This is a genomic window from Pseudomonas sp. GT1P32 (assembly GCF_054897805.1).
On the sequence record NZ_CM142704.1, the window covers coordinates 994048 to 1011513 of the forward strand.

The following is a 17466-nucleotide window of genomic DNA, read 5'->3' on the forward strand; positions in this document are numbered from 1 at the left end:
AAGCCATTCGCGGGCAAGCCTCGCTCCTACAGGTTTGATGTCGTTCATTTAATTGTGGCATCACGCTGATCCTGTAGGAGCGAGGCTTGCCCGCGAAGGCGGCCTCAAATCCACTACAAACTTATGCCAACACCCGCTCCAACGTCCGCGTCACACCCACCTCGCGCAAACTGTTGCAGCACCACTCAAACGCCGCGACAAACTCCGGCGAATGCGCAATCGCCGTACCAAAAATCTCCTCCACCGCCAGCAGCCGCTGGGTGATCAACGCATCATCAGTCACCAGCGCCTGACAAAGCGCCGCCCGCGGATCGGGAATGGCGTAGGTATCACCATTCTCATCCACACCCTTCAAATACAACGCCCAAGCCGCCACCACCAGCGCCGCACGCTTGGTCTCCCGGCCATCGGCAATCAAGCGGTTGATGGTCGGAATGGTGAACTTGGGAAACTTCGACGAACCGTCCGAGCACACACGCTCCAGCTGATCGGCAATCGCCTGATTGGAAAAGCGCTCCACCAGGGTGTTCTTGTAATCAGTCAGGTCGATCCCCGGCACGGACGACAGTTGCGGCGTCACGTCCAGGTCCATGTACGCGCGCATGTACCGCACAAACAGCGGGTCGTTCATGGTCTCGTGAACGAAGCGGTAACCCTTCAAAAAACCCAGGTACGTCAACGCGAGGTGACTGCCGTTGAGCAGTTTGATTTTCATCTCTTCGTACGGTGTGACGTCGTCGGTGAATTGCACGCCGACCTTTTCCCAGGCCGGGCGACCGTTGACGAACTTGTCCTCCAGTACCCACTGCACAAACGGTTCGCAGACCACCGGCCAGGCGTCGTCGACGGCGTGTTTGTCGGCCAGTTGCAGGCGATGTTCGGTGCTGGTCATTGGCGTGATGCGGTCGACCATCGCATTCGGAAAACTGACGTTTTCGGCGATCCAGTCGTGCAGGTCTGCATCGCGCAACGCGGCGAAGGCCAGCAACGCTTTGCGGGTGACCGCGCCGTTGTGCGGCAGGTTATCGCAGGACATCAAGGTGAACGCCGGCGTACCCGCAGCGCGACGTTTGGCCAACGCGGCGCAGAGAAAACCGAACACGGTTTTCGGCGAATCCGGGTGCGCGAGGTCGTGCTGGATCTGCGGCAGGTGGGCCATGAATTCGCCGTTGCTGTCGTCGATGCAGTAACCGCCCTCGGTGATGGTCAACGAGACGATGCGGATTTCGGGGCTGGCGAGCTTGTCGATCAACGCTTGCGCGCCGTCCTCGGCCAGCAGCATGTCGCGGATCGCGCCGATGACCCGGACTTCGGTGTCGTCGGTGTCGCCGAGTTCAAACAGGGTGAACAGGTAATCCTGCTCCTTCAGGTCGTCCCGGGCGCGGCGGTCTTCGGCGCGCAGGCCGATGCCGCAAATCGCCCAGTCCAGGCCTTCGCCAGTGTTCATCAAGGCGTCCGTGTAATACGCCTGATGGGCGCGGTGGAAGCCGCCGACGCCAATGTGCGCGATGCCTTGGCGAGTGTCGCTCAGGGCGTAGGCGGGCAGGACCACTTCGGGTGCGAGGTGGTGCAGGTTCTGTTTATTCAGTTTCATCACAGGCTCTCTGAAATCAGGCCGCTGCGCGCAACGGGCGGGTCAGCGCCACGCCGTCGGCATCGAATAAGTGGCAGTGTCCGGCGTCCAGGTGCAGGCTCAGCGCCTCGCCATAACGGCTGGCCAGATCGCCGCGAACCCGCATGGTCAGCGCTTCACCCGACGAGGTCCGGACATGGCAGAAGGTGTCGCTGCCCAGGCGTTCGCTGACGTCGGCGGTGACCTGCAAGGTGCAGTCGCCGGTTTGTGCCAGCTCCAGATGTTCCGGGCGAATGCCCAGCGTCACCGCGCCGCCGACGCTCAGGTTGGCTCCGGTCAGCGGCAACGTGATGCGGGTGCCGGCATCGAGCGATACTTCGCAGCTTTGGCTGTCGACACGGGTGACTTTGCCCTTCAGGAAGCCCATCTTCGGCGTGCCGAGAAAGCCTGCGACAAACAGGTTGGCCGGCTGGTGATACAGGTCCAGCGGTGAGCCGACCTGCTCGATCTTGCCGCCGTTCAACACCACCACTTTGTCGGCCATGGTCATGGCTTCCACCTGGTCGTGGGTCACGTAGATCATCGTGGCTTGCAGTTCTTTGTGCAGGCGCAACAGTTCCAGACGCATCTGTACGCGCAGCGCCGCGTCGAGGTTCGACAGTGGTTCGTCGAACAGGAAGATTTTCGGATTGCGCACGATGGCGCGACCGATGGCCACGCGTTGACGCTGGCCGCCTGACAGCTGCTTCGGTTTGCGCTCCAGCATCGGCCCGAGCTCAAGGATGCGCGCCGCCTCGCCGACTTTCTTCTCGACTTCGGCTTTTGGTACGCCGGCCAGATCGAGGGCGAACGACATGTTTTTGCGCACGCTCATGTGCGGGTACAGGGCGTAGGTCTGGAACACCATGGCCAGGTCACGCTTGGCCGGGCTGACTTCGGTGATGTCGCGGCCGTCGAGTTCGATGGTGCCGCCGCTGACTTCTTCGAGGCCGGCGATCAGGCGCAGCAGGGTGGACTTGCCGCAGCCGGACGGGCCGACGAAGACCACGAATTCCTTGTCGTTCACTTCCAGGTCGATGCCTTTGATGATGGAGAAGCCTTCGAAGCCTTTTTGCAGATTCTTGATTTTCAGGTTGGCCATGGTGATGGGCCTCCGCTTGTTTTTATTCAGTTGAACCGAGATCGGGCTTTTTTTGTAGGAGCCAGGCTTGCCGGCGAAAGCGATCTCAGGGACGCATTCGCCGGCAAGCCGTGCTCCTACAGGGATCGGTTACCGGATTATTTCACGGCGCCAAACGACAGGCCGCGGACCAGTTGTTTCTGGCTGATCCAGCCGAAGATCAGGATCGGCGCGCAGGCCAGGGTCGATACCGCCGACAACTTGGCCCAGAACAACCCTTCGGGGCTTGAGTACGAAGCGATCAATGCGGTCAGTGGCGCTGCTTTCGACGAGGTCAGGTTCAGCGACCAGAAGGCTTCGTTCCAGCACAGGATCAGCGACAGCAACACCGTGGAAGCCAGGCCGCCCTTGGCGATTGGCAACAACACGCGGACCATTTCCTGCCACAGCGTGGCGCCGTCCAGACGCGCGGCTTCGAGGATGTCTTTGGGGATATCCTTGAAGTAGGTGTAAATCATCCAGACCACGATCGGCAGGTTGATCAGCGTGTAGATCACGATCAGCGCGATGCGTGTATCGAGCAGGCCAAAGCTCTTGGCCAGCAGGTAGATCGGCATCAGTACGCCCACCGGCGGCAGCATCTTGGTCGAGAGCATCCACAGCAGCGTGCCTTTGGTGCGCTGGGTTTCGTAGAACGCCATCGAGTAGGCCGCCGGCACCGCGATCAGCAGGCACAACGCCGTGGCGCTAAAGGAAATCACCACCGAGTTCCAGGCGAAGCTGAAGTAGTCGCTGCGCTCGTTGATGTGCAGGTAGTTTTCCAGCGTCGGCGTGAAGATGAATTGCGGCGGCGTGGCGAACGCGTCGATTTCGGTTTTGAAACTGGTCAGCACCATCCAGAAGATCGGGAAGAAGATCAGGATCGCGATGGCCCAGGCCAGCGTGCCGAGTAGCAGGCTTTGCAGGCGACGGGATTGTTGAAGGGTCATGGCGCAGGCCTCAGGCTTTGTCTGTCAGGTTTTTGCCGATCATGCGCACCAGCACGATGGCCGCGATGTTGGCGATCACCACCGCAATCAAACCGCCGGCGGACGCCATGCCGACGTCGAACTGCACCAGCGCCTGGTTGTAGATCAGGTAGGCGAGGTTGGTCGAGGCGTAGCCGGGGCCGCCGTTGGTGGTGGTGAAGATTTCGGCGAACACCGAGAGCAGGAAGATGGTTTCGATCATCACCACGACGGCAATCGGCCGTGCCAAGTGCGGCAGGGTCAGGTGCCAGAAGATCGCAATCGGCCCGGCACCGTCGAGGCGCGCGGCTTCTTTCTGTTCCTGGTCGAGGGACTGCATGGCGGTCATCAGGATCAGGATCGCGAAGGGCAGCCATTGCCAGGACACAATGATGATGATCGACAGCAGCGGGTAGTGCGCCAACCAGTCCACCGGTTGCGCGCCGAACAGTTTCCAGACGTAGGCGAGAATCCCCGACACCGGATGGAAAATCAGGTTCTTCCAGATCAGCGCACCGACGGTGGGCATGATGAAGAACGGCGAGATCAGCATCACCCGCACGACGCCGCGACCGAGAAAATCACTGGCCTCCAGCAACGCACTGATCAACACCCCGAGCACCACGCTGATCAGCAATACGCTGCCCACCAGCAACAAGGTGTTGGTGGCGCCGGGCATGAACCCGGAGTCGGTCAGGAAGTAGGTGAAGTTCTCAAGCCCCACGAACTCGTTTTCACCCGGGTTGAGCAGGTTGTAGCGGATCATCGAGAAGTAAACAGTCATGCCCAGCGGCACGATCATCCACAGCAGCAGCAAGGCCACCGAGGGGCTGACCAGAAACCAGCCAGGGTTGGCCAACCGGCTTTTACGCACCGGCTGGGGAATGTCCATGTGAGCTTTGGCAGTTGAAATATTCATGGCGTTAAAACCGAGTCGTACAGACCTGAGAAGATCCCATGTGGGAGCGGGCTTGCTCGCGAAAGCGGTGTGTCAGTCAACGTTGATGTTGAGGCTGCCGGCCCCTTCGCGAGCAAGCCCGCTCCCACATAAGGCGAGAGCGGGGAGGCAGGGGTTACTTGGGATAACCCGCGCGCTTCATCTCACGCTCTGTGGTTTGCTGGGCGGCGGTCAGGGCCTGGTCGACCGTGGTCTGACCGATCAGCGCCGCCGAGAACGACTTGCCTACCTGAGTGCCAATGCCCTGGAACTCGGGGATGGTCACCAGTTGAATGCCGATGTAAGGCACAGGCTTGAGCGTCGGCTTGCTTGGGTCCGCCGTTTTCAGCGACTCAAGCGTGACCTTGGCAAATGGCGCGGCGCTCATGTACGCCTCGCTGTAAGTCGAGGCCCGAGTGCCTGGCGGTACGTTGGCAATGCCGTCCTTTTCCGCGACCAGTGCGCCGTATTCCTTGGAGGTTGCCCAGGCACTGAAAGTCTTCGCCGCGTCCTTGGCTTTGGAGCTGGTCGGAATCGCCAGTGCCCAGGAATAGAGCCAGGCCGAGCCTTTGTCGGTGGCCTGGTGCGGTGCGTAGGTGAAGCCCACGTGCTCGCTGACCTTGCTCTGGGTTTTGTCGGTGACGAACGAGCCGGCGACGCTGGCATCCACCCAGATCGCGCATTTGCCGCTGTTGAACAGCGCCAGGTTTTCGTTGAAACCGTTGCTCGACGCGCCCGGCGGGCCTGACTTCTTCATGGTGTCGACGTAGAAATTCAGGGCGTTTTTCCACTCGGGGCCGGTGAATTCCGGTTGCCACTTCTCATCGAACCAGCGCGCGCCATAAGCATTGGCGACGGTGGTGATCAGCGCCATGTTCTCGCCCCAGCCGGCCTTGCCGCGCAGGCAGATGCCGTACTGCTCTTTATCCTTGTTGGTGAGTTTGCTGGCGAATTCGCCGATCTGTTCCCAGGTCGGATGTTCCGGCATGGTCAGCCCGGCGTCCTTGAACAGGTCGGTGCGGTAATAAGTGATGGAGCTTTCGGCGTAGAACGGCAAGGCATACAGCGAACCCTTGACTGACAGGCCTTCACGCACCGAGGGGAACACGTCGTCGAGGTCATAAGTGGCCGGCAAATCCTTCATCGGTTCTAGCCAGCCCTTGGCGCCCCAGAGTGCAGCTTCGTACATGCCGATGGTCAGCACGTCGAACTGCCCGCCCTGGGTGGCGATGTCGGTGGTCAGGCGCTGACGCAGGACGTTTTCTTCGAGCACCACCCAATTGAGCTTGATGTCCGGGTGCTCGGCTTCGAAGGTTTTCGAGAGCTTTTGCATGCGGATCATGTCGCTGTTGTTGACGGTGGCGATGGTCAGGGTCTGAGCGCCGAGGCTGACGCTGCTGAGGGTCATGCAGGTGAGGGCTAGCAGAGCTTTTACAGAAGATTGCATCGTGCACTCCTTTTCTGCACCCGGTGGGGACAGAAGGACAGTTATTGTTTTTGTGTCTTCCGGGGCAGGAAGAATGTGCACTGATTACAGCCTTCAATTGAGGATGAGACAAATCATCCATCGCACTTGAATCGATACTATTTTGCACTGCTGTCAGGGGTGGGGGATGCAGGGACAGGCGTCGCAGCGGTGTGCGGGGATAGGATTTGTATAGGTTTTGAGGGCCCATTCGCGGGCAAGCCTCGCTCCTACAGGGGTTGCGCAATTCCTGTAGGAGCGAGGCTTGCCCGCGAAGGCGATCTGGAAATCAACACATTACCGCGACTTCAACCCAGATTCTGCTCAGTCAACCGCTGCACCGCCAACCGCCGATAGTGCGATGGCGTCATGCCTTTCAACTGCTGAAAACGCCGATTGAAATTGGAGATATTGTTGAAGCCCGACTCGAAGCACACATCGGTCACCGGTTTGTCGCCGTCGGCCAGCAGTTCACAGGATTTGCTGATGCGCAGCCGGTTGACGAACTCGATGAAGCAGCGCCCGGTGGCTTGCTTGAACACGCGACTGAAATAGGTCGGCTTCATGCCCAGGTGCTCGGCGACTTCCTCCAGCGGCAGTTCACGGGCGTAGTGGGCAAAGATGTAATCCACCGCGCGGTTGGTGCGATCGATATTGTGTTCATCCGCCAGTTGCGGCGTTGTGGCACCGGACAGCAGTTGGTAGTCGTCGGTGGCTGCGAGCAACTCCAGCAAAATGAAAAAGTGCCCGAGGCGGGTCATGCCTTTGGTGTCGGCGATCCGCTGCATCAAGGTCATCGCCTGGCGGATGGTGTGTTTGCAGCGAAATTCGATGCCGTACTGCGCGCGCTCAAGCAAGGGCGCCAGTGTCTTGAGTTCGGCAAACACCTGGTGGCCGGTTTCGAACAACTCATCGGTGAAGTTGACCAGCATGTCCCGCTTGGGCACCACTTCATCCTCGGCGACCTGGCTGATCCAGTTGTGGGGCAGGTTGGGGCCGGTGAGGAAAAGCGTTTCCGGATAGAAGTTACCGATGTAGTCGCCAATGAACACCTTGCCGGAGCTGGCGACGATCAGGTGCAGTTCGTATTCCTTGTGAAAATGCCAGCGCACCAAGGGGCAGGGAAAACCGTGCTGGCGATAGATGATCGACAACCCGTTATGGTCGTCCATCAGTTCGTAGGAAGGATCGGTGACTCTGGCAGTCCGGGTCATATCAGGGCGCTTTTATTGTTATTGCGCCCTGATCATGCCTCTTTACCGGCCGACATTGCCAGCCTGGGGCATGTCGACCGACGTCATGCGCCCGCTTACGGATGCAGGGCGCTGCCATAAACCGCCTTCATGCTCGACGCGCTCCAGCAGTAACGCACGATGTCTGACTCATCGAAAAAGTCGGTGCTGACAATGCTGCATCGTGTCACCCAGTCCCGGGTCGGGTTGAACCAGGCGTTGATCTGGTTCTTGATGTCCTGAGGCCCGCCCAGAAAGCCGTAGCTGGTGGCCGACAACGACCAGAGAAAGGTCTCGAACGGTGCGTCTTGCAGCTCATTGGCAATGTGGCGTTCCAGTTCGGCTGTGTCGGTGAAGGTTTCGCCGCTCCATTTGTGCGGGATGCGCGGCCAGAAATAATCATCGTCCAGCCCCGCCACAACGTGCGCTGCCAGCACCAGTCTGCGGCGGGTGCTCATGCGTTTGAGTTGACCCACCGTTTTCGACGCGTCGTAGGGCGGTATGACTCGGTGCCCGAGTCGACTCACCAGCAGGTCATTGAGTTTCTTGTGGTCAAAACGCTTGGCACCGTCGCCCATTTGGTGGAAGTCGAAGACGATGAACTCGTCCGGGTTTTGATCAAGAAACGCTGTTGTCGCGTCGATCAGCTCATCAAGGACACGATGAGACTGAAAGCCATTGTGATGAAAGTAGAAGATCGATTGATCGCGTCCCTCGGTGTAACCAAGACGGATATCAAATGCCCGTGCACCATTGGCCAGTTGCCACGCAAATGAATCGTTCTGACACGTGGTCCAGTTACCAATCACGACATCATAGTTGGGGGCTTTTTTGTCCATGCCGCTGTTGTGAGTGCCTGGCCAGATCAAGTCGGTCAACTTCAGGCGATCGATGTCGAGCACATTACTCATCCATTTATTTTTGTCGAATGTACCTTGTAAAGATTGGGTCATTGTCATTCCTGATAGTGGCTTCAGCCCGTCCGTGGGATGAAGTGGATATATGTAATTTCAAGCATAGAGGTGCGCTCCGACATTGCCAGTGACGGAAACATCTGCACAAATTAATAGTGTCAGGCGTTGGCTTTGATCAGATTGGCCATCCGGCAATGGCTGACCAGATTCGACGTTTCAAAAAAGTCCGCATTGATAATGCTGCACTTCAGAATCCACTCGCTGACGGCCGGGTCAAACCATTGATCAAGCTGCTCGCCGATGTTCACCGGACCGCCCACGGCGTGGTAGCTGGTGGCGGAGAGCGACCATGGCATGTCACTGGTTGGCGGGTATCGCATGACCTGCGTGATATGCGCGTTCAGCTCACTAATGCTGGTCGTCCCGATTCCGCTCCATTCGTGCGGGATGGAGCGACAAAACAAGGTTGCATCGAAGCTCGGGTGATATTCGGCGGCAACCAGTACACGCCGGGCATGACTGGCCCGTTTCAATTGACCGAGCGTCAGGCCCGCGTTCCTGTAAGGAATTATCCGGTCACCCAAATGAGTCATCAGCAGGCGGTTGAACTCCCGATAGTCAAAGGCCTGGTCACCCGCATTCAACTGATGAAAATCCAGCACGATGAACTCATCGGGGTTTTCCTGCAGAAACCGGATCACGCTCGTGATCAGGTCTTCCAGGGAGCGGGAGGAGCGAAAACCGTTGTGCTGGCACCAGAATGTTCCCACGCCATTGCTGCCGATTGCATACTCCAGCCTGACATCGAGCGCGCGGGCGCCTTGGGTCAATTGATAGTAGAACGTATGGGTCTGGCAAGCGGCCCAGTGACTGATGCCTGGCGCCGCATACGAGGCCTTTTTGTCCACGCCGGCATTATGCGCGCCAGGTAAAACCAGTTCCGCAAGCGAGAGTGAATCAATGACCGGAAGTTGGGTCATCCAACTATTGGTTGTAAAGGATTGGTTGTTGTAGAGGAGATTAAGCTTAGTTGCTGTTAGATCGTTATTCATTGTGCGTCCTTGCACAGTAGGTTAATCGTCGGATGAGACGATTCTAACGATCAAGTGTCATCTTTAGTTCGGTTTTTCGCTTCAATCCATTGCGCCATGTATTGAGTACTTTTATGTTGGTGGTGGCGCAACATGCTGCCGGTAAAGTTGTCCCGTCTTAGTGTCGACAAGTGCTGTTGGCAATATTCGAGTTTTGCAATCAATGCCGGGCCGTGAGTCTGCAGCTGGTAACGTTCGGCCAGCAGTTCCAGACCAGCAGCCTGGGCGTTCGACCATTGCGCCTGGTCTTTATAAAGTTGCACCGCGCAATCGGCAAACTCGCGCGCGGTGCGGGTTATGGCGCCCGGCCACGGGCTTTGGCCATACATCGCTTCGGCACCGATCGGCGTGGTGACATTCGGTGTACCGCAAATCATCGCATCGACGATTTTGCCCTTGATGCCCGCACCGAAACGCAACGGCGCCAGGCACACGCGAGCGGCCGACATCACTTGCAACGCATCTTCTGCCCAGTTCATCACGTGGAAACCTTGCGCCGCATTGTGCAGCGCGGTCGCCTTGGGTGGCGTGTAGGCCCCGTAGATGAGCAAACGAGCGGTGGGCAATTGCTCGCGAATCAGTGGCCAAATGGTGGTTTTCATCCAGAGCACCGCATCCCAGTTGGGCGCGTGACGGAAGTTGCCAATACTGAGGAAGTCCGCGCGCGCCTCAAAACCCGCCGGCGGCGCGCTCGGTGGATCGACCATCAACGGGCACCAGTGCAGGAGGTTGCGTGGCACTTTGAACTGCTCGACCAGCAACTCGATTTCCGTTTCGGAAATCATCAGGTTCAAGTCGCAGCGATACAACGCGGCGATTTCCCGTTTCGCCAGGTCGGTGTCGGCCATCAGTTCGAATTCTTCACGCAAGGCCGGAGCGAACAGCCCGCTGAAGTCGTTGTCGTCGTCACTGGCCTTCAACCGGTCCTTGAGCCGTTGATGCCGGGCATGGCGCAGGCTTTGCAAATCCTGCGTTCCGAGCACGCGCAAGGCATCGGGGCAGTGCTTCTCGACACGCCAGCCGAACTGTTCTTCCATCATGAATTGCTCGAACAGCACGATGTCCGGCGCCAGTTCGCGGACAAACACATCGAAACTGCTGTTGTTCAGTTCGATCGGCACTTCACGAATGCCCAGCGCCGTCAGGTCTTCCTGATGTTCGCCAGCGCCGGCCGGGCTGCTGAAGGTCACGTCCCAGCCTTGTTGCAGAAACGTCCCGAGCAGTTGCATCACATACCCACCGGCCGCTGAAGACCGAGGCTCGGGCCAGACGTAACCGATGACCAGGACTTTGGTGGCGCGGGGCTGACTCATGCAGGGAGATTCCTTGAAGCGGGCAGGGGAGTAAAAGCGGGGCGCAATTAAACCACAGCCGAGGACGATTCCTCAGCCCGCTCAACGACGGCTAGGCATTACCGAGAATGCCTTTGACCTTGTCGCGCAATTGATCAATGGAAAACGGTTTGCCGATCACATGCATTCCGGCGGGCGCCTCAATACTTTCGGCGTAGCCGCTGGCAAACAGGACGGGCAGTTCAGGGCGAACCATGCGCGCCTGCGTGGCCAGTTCGCGGCCATCCATGACCGGCAAACCGACGTCAGTCATCATCAGATCGATGTATTGATCTTCGTCATTGAGAAATTCCAGCGCCTGCTCGCATCCGTTCGCTTCCAGTACCTTGAATTCCAGCTCTTCCAGCACATCGACGATCAGCATGCGCACAATGTCGTCGTCTTCAACGACCAGGATGATGGATGTTTCAGCGGACATAATGGGGGGTTCTCAACAGTTGAATTCGCAGTGACCGGTCGATCAAAAACGCCGGGCTCTAGCATGAGTAAGTAACGGAACCCGACAAGTTCCCGACCCCACTGGAAAAAGAATAGCCGTACCAGGGTGGACAAGGATAACCGCTCCTTTGCGTTGGGGCAGTTGAATGTAGGATTTCGCCCATAATCACGTCAGAAAATTGGATCAATGCGGCAGATTTGAGGCAGACTCCCTGGATTCCAACAGTTCGACAAGGCCCTCCCATGCCCACTGCGTCTTCGGTTGACGAGCAACGATTTCGTAAACTCCTGAGTCGCAACGTCAGCCTGCCGTTGGGTGTCGGTGTACTCAGCGCGGTGTTCTTTGTCTCGCTGATCACCTATCTGCTGTCGGTGATCCAGTGGGTCGAGCACACCGACCGGGTGATCAATAACGCCAATGAAGCGGTCAAGCTGACCGTCGATCTGGAAACCGGCATGCGCGGTTTCCTGCTCAGTGGCGACGAGAGATTTCTTGAACCCTACGAAACCGCCAAGCCAAGAGTCGCGGTAGCGGTCAAGACCTTGCTCGAACTGACGGCGGACAACCCGGTGCAAACCGACCGCCTGCAACGGCTGAAGGCGTTGCAGGATGAATGGGCGACTTACGCGCAGAACCTGATCGACATGCAGCGTGCGGGCGGTGACTACCGCAGCGTCGTCAAGGCCGGACGCGGCAAACGCCTGACCGATGAAATCCGCAAGCAATTCGAAGACGTGATCGACATGGAGCAGCAGTTGCGCGCCACGCGTAACGAAGACGTGCGCCGCACCACGATCTGGAGCATCAGCCTTTATCTGCTGTTCATTGTCGGCATCAGCGCGTTGCTCGCCTACATTGGCCGTCGGGATCTGCTCAACCTTTCGCAAAGCTACAGCGCCAACCTGGCCGCGCAACACGCCAGTGCCCATCGTCTGGAACAGCAAGCCTGGCTGCGCAACGGCCAGACCGAGCTGGCCGAGCAAGTGCTGGGGCAACTGTCGCTCAATCTGCTGGGCCGCAACATTCTGCAGTTTTGCGCGCAATACCTCGGCACGGCGGTGGCGGCTATTTATGTGCGTGAAGAACATGGCGGCCTCAAGCGTATTGCCTCTTACGGTTTTTCCCGTGAGCAGGAAGCCCTTGAGCAACAGATTTACAGCGACGAAGGGATTGTCGGGCAAGTGGCGCAACAGGCGCGGCTGATACGCCTCGACAACGTGCCAAGCAATTATTTCAAGGTCAGTTCCGGCCTTGGTGAAGGTTTGCCGCACAGCGTGCTGGTGGTGCCGACCAGCGATGACGATCGGGTCAACGGGGTCATCGAACTCGGTTTCCTGCGCCCGTTGAACGATCGCGATATCGAACTGCTCGAACTGATTGCCGGCAACATCGGCACTTCCATTGAGGCCGCGCGCTATCGCCAACGCCTGCAGGAAGTGCTGGCCGAAACCCAGCAACTCAACGAAGAACTGCAAGTTCAGCAAGAAGAACTCAAGACCGCCAACGAAGAGCTCGAAGAGCAATCAAGGGTTCTCAAGGAGTCCCAGGCGCATCTGGAAACCCAGCAGGTCGAACTGGAGCAGACCAACGAACAGCTCGCCGAACAGGCCCTGACTCTGGCCGAGCAACGCGATGCCATGGACCTGAAGAACACCGAACTCAACCAGGCCCAGGCCCAGCTCGAAGAGCGCGCCGAAGAGTTGCAGCGCTCAAGCAAGTACAAGTCCGAATTCCTCGCCAACATGTCCCACGAATTGCGCACGCCGCTGAACAGTTCGTTGATCCTGGCCAAGTTGCTGGCGGAAAATCCGCAGGAAAACCTCAGCGCCGAACAGGTCAAATTCGCCGAGTCGATCTATTCGGCCGGTAATGATTTGCTGAACCTGATCAATGACATTCTCGATATTTCCAAGGTCGAGGCCGGCAAGCTGGATATGCGTCCGGAAAACACCAGCGTCGCCCGCCTGGTGGACGGTTTGCGCGGGATGTTCCAGCCATTGGCGACGGACAAGCAGCTGGATTTCCACGTCGATGTGCAGCCCGGCGCACCGATGATGATGTTCACCGACCGCCAGCGTCTGGAGCAGGTGGTGAAGAATCTGCTGTCCAACGCGGTGAAGTTCACCGAGAAAGGCACGGTCAGCCTGACCGTCGCCAGCCAGCCCGGCGACGGCATTGCCTTTATCGTCCGCGATTCCGGGATCGGTATCGCACAGGAGCAACAGGAAAGCATTTTCGAAGCGTTCCGCCAGGCCGACGGCACCACCAATCGCCGTTACGGCGGCACCGGGCTGGGCCTGTCGATTTCCCGCGATCTGGCGGCACTGCTCGGCGGTTCCATCAGCGTCACCAGCGAACCGGGGCAGGGCAGTGTGTTCACCCTGGTCTTGCCGCAGCAATACGTTGAACCGGGCGAGACGCCGGTCGAGCCGATGCAGGCCTCACCGGTTGCGATGGCGCCGAGAGCACCGGCGCCTGCCCTGGTGCCGCTGATCGCCGAAGTCGATATCCCGCGTTTCGACGACGATCGAGGCAAGGCACCCTTTACCACTCGCTGCATTCTGGTGGTGGAAGATGAGCCGAACTTCGCGCAAATCCTCTACGATCTGGCCCACGAACTGGGTTATCAGTGCCTGGTGGCCCACGGCGCCGACGAAGGTTATGACCTGGCGAAGGAATACATTCCCGACGCCATCCTGCTGGACATGCGCCTGCCGGACCACTCCGGCCTGACCGTGTTGCAGCGCCTGAAGGAACACGCGGAAACCCGACACATCCCGGTGCATGTGATCTCGGTCGAAGACCGGGTCGAAGCCGCGATGCACATGGGCGCCATCGGTTACGCGGTCAAGCCGACCACCCGCGAAGAGCTCAAGGACGTGTTTGCCCGCCTCGAAGCCAAGCTGACCCAGAAGGTCAAACGCGTGCTGTTGGTGGAAGACGACGACTTGCAGCGCGACAGCATTGCCCGGTTGATCGGCGATGATGACATCGAGATCACCGCCGTCGGCCTCGCGCAGGATGCACTGAACCTGCTGCGCACCACCGTTTTCGACTGCATGATCATCGACCTGAAACTGCCGGACATGTTGGGCAATGATTTGCTCAAGCGCATGTCCACCGAGGACATCTGTTCATTCCCGCCGGTGATCGTCTACACCGGGCGCAATCTGACTCGCGACGAAGAGGCTGAGCTGCGCAAGTATTCGCGCTCGATCATCATCAAAGGTGCACGCTCGCCGGAGCGTCTGCTGGATGAGGTCACACTCTTTCTGCACAAAGTCGAATCGCGGTTGTCCCATGAACGGCAGACGATGCTCAAGACCGCGCGCAGCCGCGACAAGGTCTTCGAGGGTCGCAAAGTGCTGCTGGTGGACGACGATGTACGCAACATCTTCGCCCTCACCAGCGCGCTGGAGCAAAAGGGCGCAATCGTGGTCATTGGCCGGAACGGTCGTGAGGCGATTGAAAAACTGAATGAAGTGGAGGACATCGATCTGGTGTTGATGGACGTGATGATGCCGGAGATGGACGGTTTCGAAGCCACCATCGAGATCCGCAAGGACCCGCGCTGGCGCAAGCTGCCGATCATTGCGGTGACGGCCAAGGCCATGAAGGACGATCAGGAGCGTTGCCTGCAGGCCGGCTCCAATGACTATCTGGCCAAGCCCATCGACCTGGATCGCCTGTTCTCGCTGATTCGCGTGTGGTTACCGAAGATGGAACGCATTTAGTGGAACGCAATTATTCAGTGGAGCGAAGTAGCGAAATCGAATTGCGGTTGTTGATCGAGGCGATCTACCTCAAATACAGCTACGACTTTCGTGACTATTCCGGCGCGTCGATCAAACGCCGCGTCCAGCATGCGTTGAGCCAGTTCGAGTGCGCGACCATTTCGGCGTTGCAGGAAAAGGTGCTGCACGATCCAACCGCGTTCATGCAGTTGCTGCAATTGCTGACGATCCCGGTCAGCGAGATGTTCCGCGACCCTTCGCACTTCCTCGCCATTCGCCAGGAAGTGGTGCCGCTGCTCAAGACTTACCCCTCGATCAAGATCTGGATCGCCGGTTGCAGCACCGGAGAAGAGGTGTACTCGATGGCGATTCTGCTGCGCGAGGAAGGTTTGCTCGATCGCACTATCATCTATGCCACCGACATCAATCCGCGCTCGCTGGACAAGGCCAAGCAGGGGATTTTCTCCATGGAAAATGTCCGCGCCTACACTTCTAACTATCAGCAGGCCGGTGGCCAGCGCTCGTTCGCCGACTACTACACGGCAGCCTACGGCTATGCGATTTTCGACAAGAGTTTGTGCGAGAACGTGACCTTCGCCGACCACAGTCTGGCGACCGACAGTGTCTTTTCAGAAACTCAATTAATTTCGTGCCGTAATGTTTTGATTTATTTCAATAAAAAGCTTCAGGACAGGGCGTTCGGGTTGTTCCACGAATCCCTTTGTCATCGCGGTTTTCTGGTGCTGGGCAGCAAGGAAACCCCGGATTTTTCGGCCTTCGGCGACCAGTTCGAGCCGTTGGTCAAACAAGAACGGATCTACCGAAAATCATGAACAGTGCAGCGGATTTGCCTTCTGTGGAGGCTATCGTGATCGGGGCTTCAGCCGGGGGTGTAGAGGCGTTGCTGAGCATTCTCAGCCCTCTGCGCGAAGGCTTCGCGCTGCCGATCATCGTGGTGCTGCACCTGCCGGACGAGCGTCGCAGCCATCTCGCCGAAGTGTTTGCCCGAAAAGTCGCCATGCGCGTTGTCGAAGCGCATGACAAGACGCTGATTGAAGCGGGCACGCTGTATTTCGCCACGCCGGGCTATCACTTGTCGGTGGAGCAGGACCGCAGCTTTTCCCTGAGCCTGGAAGACCGCGTGCATTATTCGCGGCCCGCCATCGACTTTCTGTTCTCGTCGGCGGCGGATGCCTACGGTCCCGCCCTGGCCGCCGTGCTGTTGACCGGCGCCAACCGCGATGGCGCCAGCGGCCTGGCCCAGGTCAAACAGCATGGCGGTCTGACCATCGTCCAGGATCCGAAAGAAGCCCAAGTCGCGACCATGCCCCTGGCGGCGCTGGATGTTCACCAGCCAGACCATGTTCTCCCTATCAACGACATCGGCCGTCTGCTTGTCGAGCTGGAACGAATAGCATGCTAAGTAACATCCAGGCCAAACTGCTGATTGTCGACGATCTGCCGGAGAACCTGTTGGCGCTCGAAGCGCTGATCAAACGCGAAGACCGCATCGTCTACAAAGCCTTGTCCGCCGACGAAGCCTTGTCGCTGCTGCTGCAACACGAATTCGCCATGGCCATTCTTGACGTGCAGATGCCCGGCATGAACGGCTTCGAACTGGCCGAGTTGATGCGCGGCACGGAAAAAACCAAGAACATTCCGATTGTGTTTGTCAGTGCCGCTGGCCGTGAGCTGAACTATGCGTTCAAGGGCTACGAAAGCGGCGCCGTAGACTTCCTGCACAAGCCCCTGGATATCCACGCGGTCAAGAGCAAGGTCAACGTGTTCGTCGATCTGTTCCGTCAGAGCAAGGCCATGAAGCAACAGGTCGAAGCGCTGGAGCAGAGCCGCCGCGAGCAGGAAGCGCTGCTTAAACAGTTGCAGAGCACCCAGCTGGAACTGGAGCAGGCGGTGCGCATGCGCGATGACTTCATGTCCATCGTCGCCCACGAAGTGCGTACGCCGCTCAACGGCCTGATCCTCGAAACCCAGCTGCGCAAGATGCACCTGGCGCGCGACAACGCCGCAGCGTTCACCCTGGAAAAGATGCACGCGATGGTCGACCGCGACGAGCGGCAGATCAAAAGCCTGATTCGCCTGATTGAAGACATGCTTGATGTGTCGCGCATTCGCACTGGCAAGCTGTCGATCCGACCGACACGCTTCGATCTGTCGGCGCTGGTGCGCAATTTGCTGCAAAATTTCGCGCCGCAGATCGATGCCGCCGAGTCCTCGGTCACCCTGGATGCCGAGCATCCGGTGGAGGGTAATTGGGACGAATTTCGCATAGAACAGGTGATTTCCAACCTGCTGACCAACGCCTTGCGATACGGCGCGAAGAGCCCGATCACCGTGAAGGTGTACAGTGAGAGCGATCAGGCGCGGGTGGAAGTACGCGATCAGGGGATCGGCATTGGTGAAGAAAACCAGAAGCGCATTTTCCAGCAGTTCGAACGTGTGACGGCTAAACACGCCGTTGCCGGGCTGGGCCTGGGGTTGTTTATTTCAGAACAGATTGTTACCGCCCACGGCGGTACCATTACCGTCGAGAGCCGGATTGGCGAAGGCGCCTTGTTTCGCGTTTGTCTGCCGCTGTAGGAAA

Annotated in this window: 14 protein-coding genes; 4 read left to right on the forward strand and 10 right to left on the reverse strand. The window is 58.5% G+C overall.

Going from position 1 to position 17466, the window contains the following annotated elements; genetic code table 11:
- Positions 1–121: 121 nt before the first annotated feature.
- The 10 genes from ACYZUC_RS04695 to ACYZUC_RS04740 all read right to left on the reverse strand — a co-directional run bounded on the left by ACYZUC_RS04695 (position 122) and on the right by ACYZUC_RS04740 (position 11109).
- On the reverse strand, positions 122–1594 hold the full coding sequence (locus ACYZUC_RS04695) for a mannitol dehydrogenase family protein (RefSeq protein ID WP_461993931.1): 1473 nt from the start codon (positions 1592–1594) through the stop codon (positions 122–124).
- A 16-nt stretch (positions 1595–1610) separates the two neighbouring features.
- The gene (locus ACYZUC_RS04700) at positions 1611–2714 is read right to left on the reverse strand and encodes an ABC transporter ATP-binding protein (protein WP_461993933.1); all 1104 of its coding nucleotides are present in this window, start codon (positions 2712–2714) and stop codon (positions 1611–1613) included.
- Between the two features lie 137 nt (positions 2715–2851).
- On the reverse strand, positions 2852–3682 hold the full coding sequence (locus tag ACYZUC_RS04705) for a carbohydrate ABC transporter permease (RefSeq protein ID WP_007936731.1): 831 nt from the start codon (positions 3680–3682) through the stop codon (positions 2852–2854).
- Between the two features lie 10 nt (positions 3683–3692).
- Positions 3693–4619: a carbohydrate ABC transporter permease gene (locus ACYZUC_RS04710; protein ID WP_032828623.1), complete on the reverse strand. Its 927-nt coding sequence runs from the start codon at positions 4617–4619 to the stop codon at positions 3693–3695.
- Between the two features lie 154 nt (positions 4620–4773).
- Positions 4774–6084 carry an ABC transporter substrate-binding protein gene (locus ACYZUC_RS04715; RefSeq protein ID WP_461993935.1) on the reverse strand — a complete coding sequence of 437 codons (1311 nt, stop codon included), beginning with the start codon at positions 6082–6084 and terminating at the stop codon, positions 4774–4776.
- 326 nt (positions 6085–6410) lie between these two features.
- Positions 6411–7316: a helix-turn-helix domain-containing protein gene (locus ACYZUC_RS04720; protein WP_461993937.1), complete on the reverse strand. Its 906-nt coding sequence runs from the start codon at positions 7314–7316 to the stop codon at positions 6411–6413.
- Positions 7317–7411: 95 nt separating this feature from the next.
- On the reverse strand, positions 7412–8287 hold the full coding sequence (locus ACYZUC_RS04725) for a phospholipase (protein WP_461993939.1): 876 nt from the start codon (positions 8285–8287) through the stop codon (positions 7412–7414).
- 119 nt (positions 8288–8406) lie between these two features.
- On the reverse strand, positions 8407–9300 hold the full coding sequence (locus ACYZUC_RS04730) for a PI-PLC domain-containing protein (protein WP_461993940.1): 894 nt from the start codon (positions 9298–9300) through the stop codon (positions 8407–8409).
- A gap of 50 nt (positions 9301–9350) precedes the next feature.
- Complete coding sequence (locus tag ACYZUC_RS04735) at positions 9351–10652, reverse strand: glycosyltransferase (RefSeq protein WP_461993941.1); 1302 nt, start codon at positions 10650–10652, stop codon at positions 9351–9353.
- 91 nt (positions 10653–10743) lie between these two features.
- Positions 10744–11109: a response regulator gene (locus tag ACYZUC_RS04740; protein WP_461993942.1), complete on the reverse strand. Its 366-nt coding sequence runs from the start codon at positions 11107–11109 to the stop codon at positions 10744–10746.
- Between the two features lie 263 nt (positions 11110–11372).
- Here ACYZUC_RS04740 and ACYZUC_RS04745 point away from each other — a divergent pair, with 263 nt between their 5' ends.
- Genes ACYZUC_RS04745 through ACYZUC_RS04760 form a run of 4 tightly spaced genes read left to right on the forward strand, consistent with a single transcriptional unit; the run spans position 11373 to position 17462 of the window.
- Complete coding sequence (locus ACYZUC_RS04745) at positions 11373–14864, forward strand: response regulator (protein ID WP_461993943.1); 3492 nt, start codon at positions 11373–11375, stop codon at positions 14862–14864.
- A complete protein-coding gene (locus ACYZUC_RS04750) occupies positions 14864–15697 on the forward strand; it encodes a CheR family methyltransferase (protein WP_461993945.1) in 834 nt (277 codons plus the stop codon). The genes ACYZUC_RS04745 and ACYZUC_RS04750 overlap by 1 nt, the downstream gene beginning before the upstream one ends.
- Positions 15694–16287 carry a chemotaxis protein CheB gene (locus ACYZUC_RS04755; protein WP_461993946.1) on the forward strand — a complete coding sequence of 198 codons (594 nt, stop codon included), beginning with the start codon at positions 15694–15696 and terminating at the stop codon, positions 16285–16287. Before ACYZUC_RS04750 ends, ACYZUC_RS04755 begins: the two co-directional genes overlap by 4 nt.
- The gene (locus tag ACYZUC_RS04760) at positions 16281–17462 is read left to right on the forward strand and encodes a hybrid sensor histidine kinase/response regulator (protein WP_461993948.1); all 1182 of its coding nucleotides are present in this window, start codon (positions 16281–16283) and stop codon (positions 17460–17462) included. The genes ACYZUC_RS04755 and ACYZUC_RS04760 overlap by 7 nt, the downstream gene beginning before the upstream one ends.
- Positions 17463–17466 lie beyond the last annotated feature (4 nt).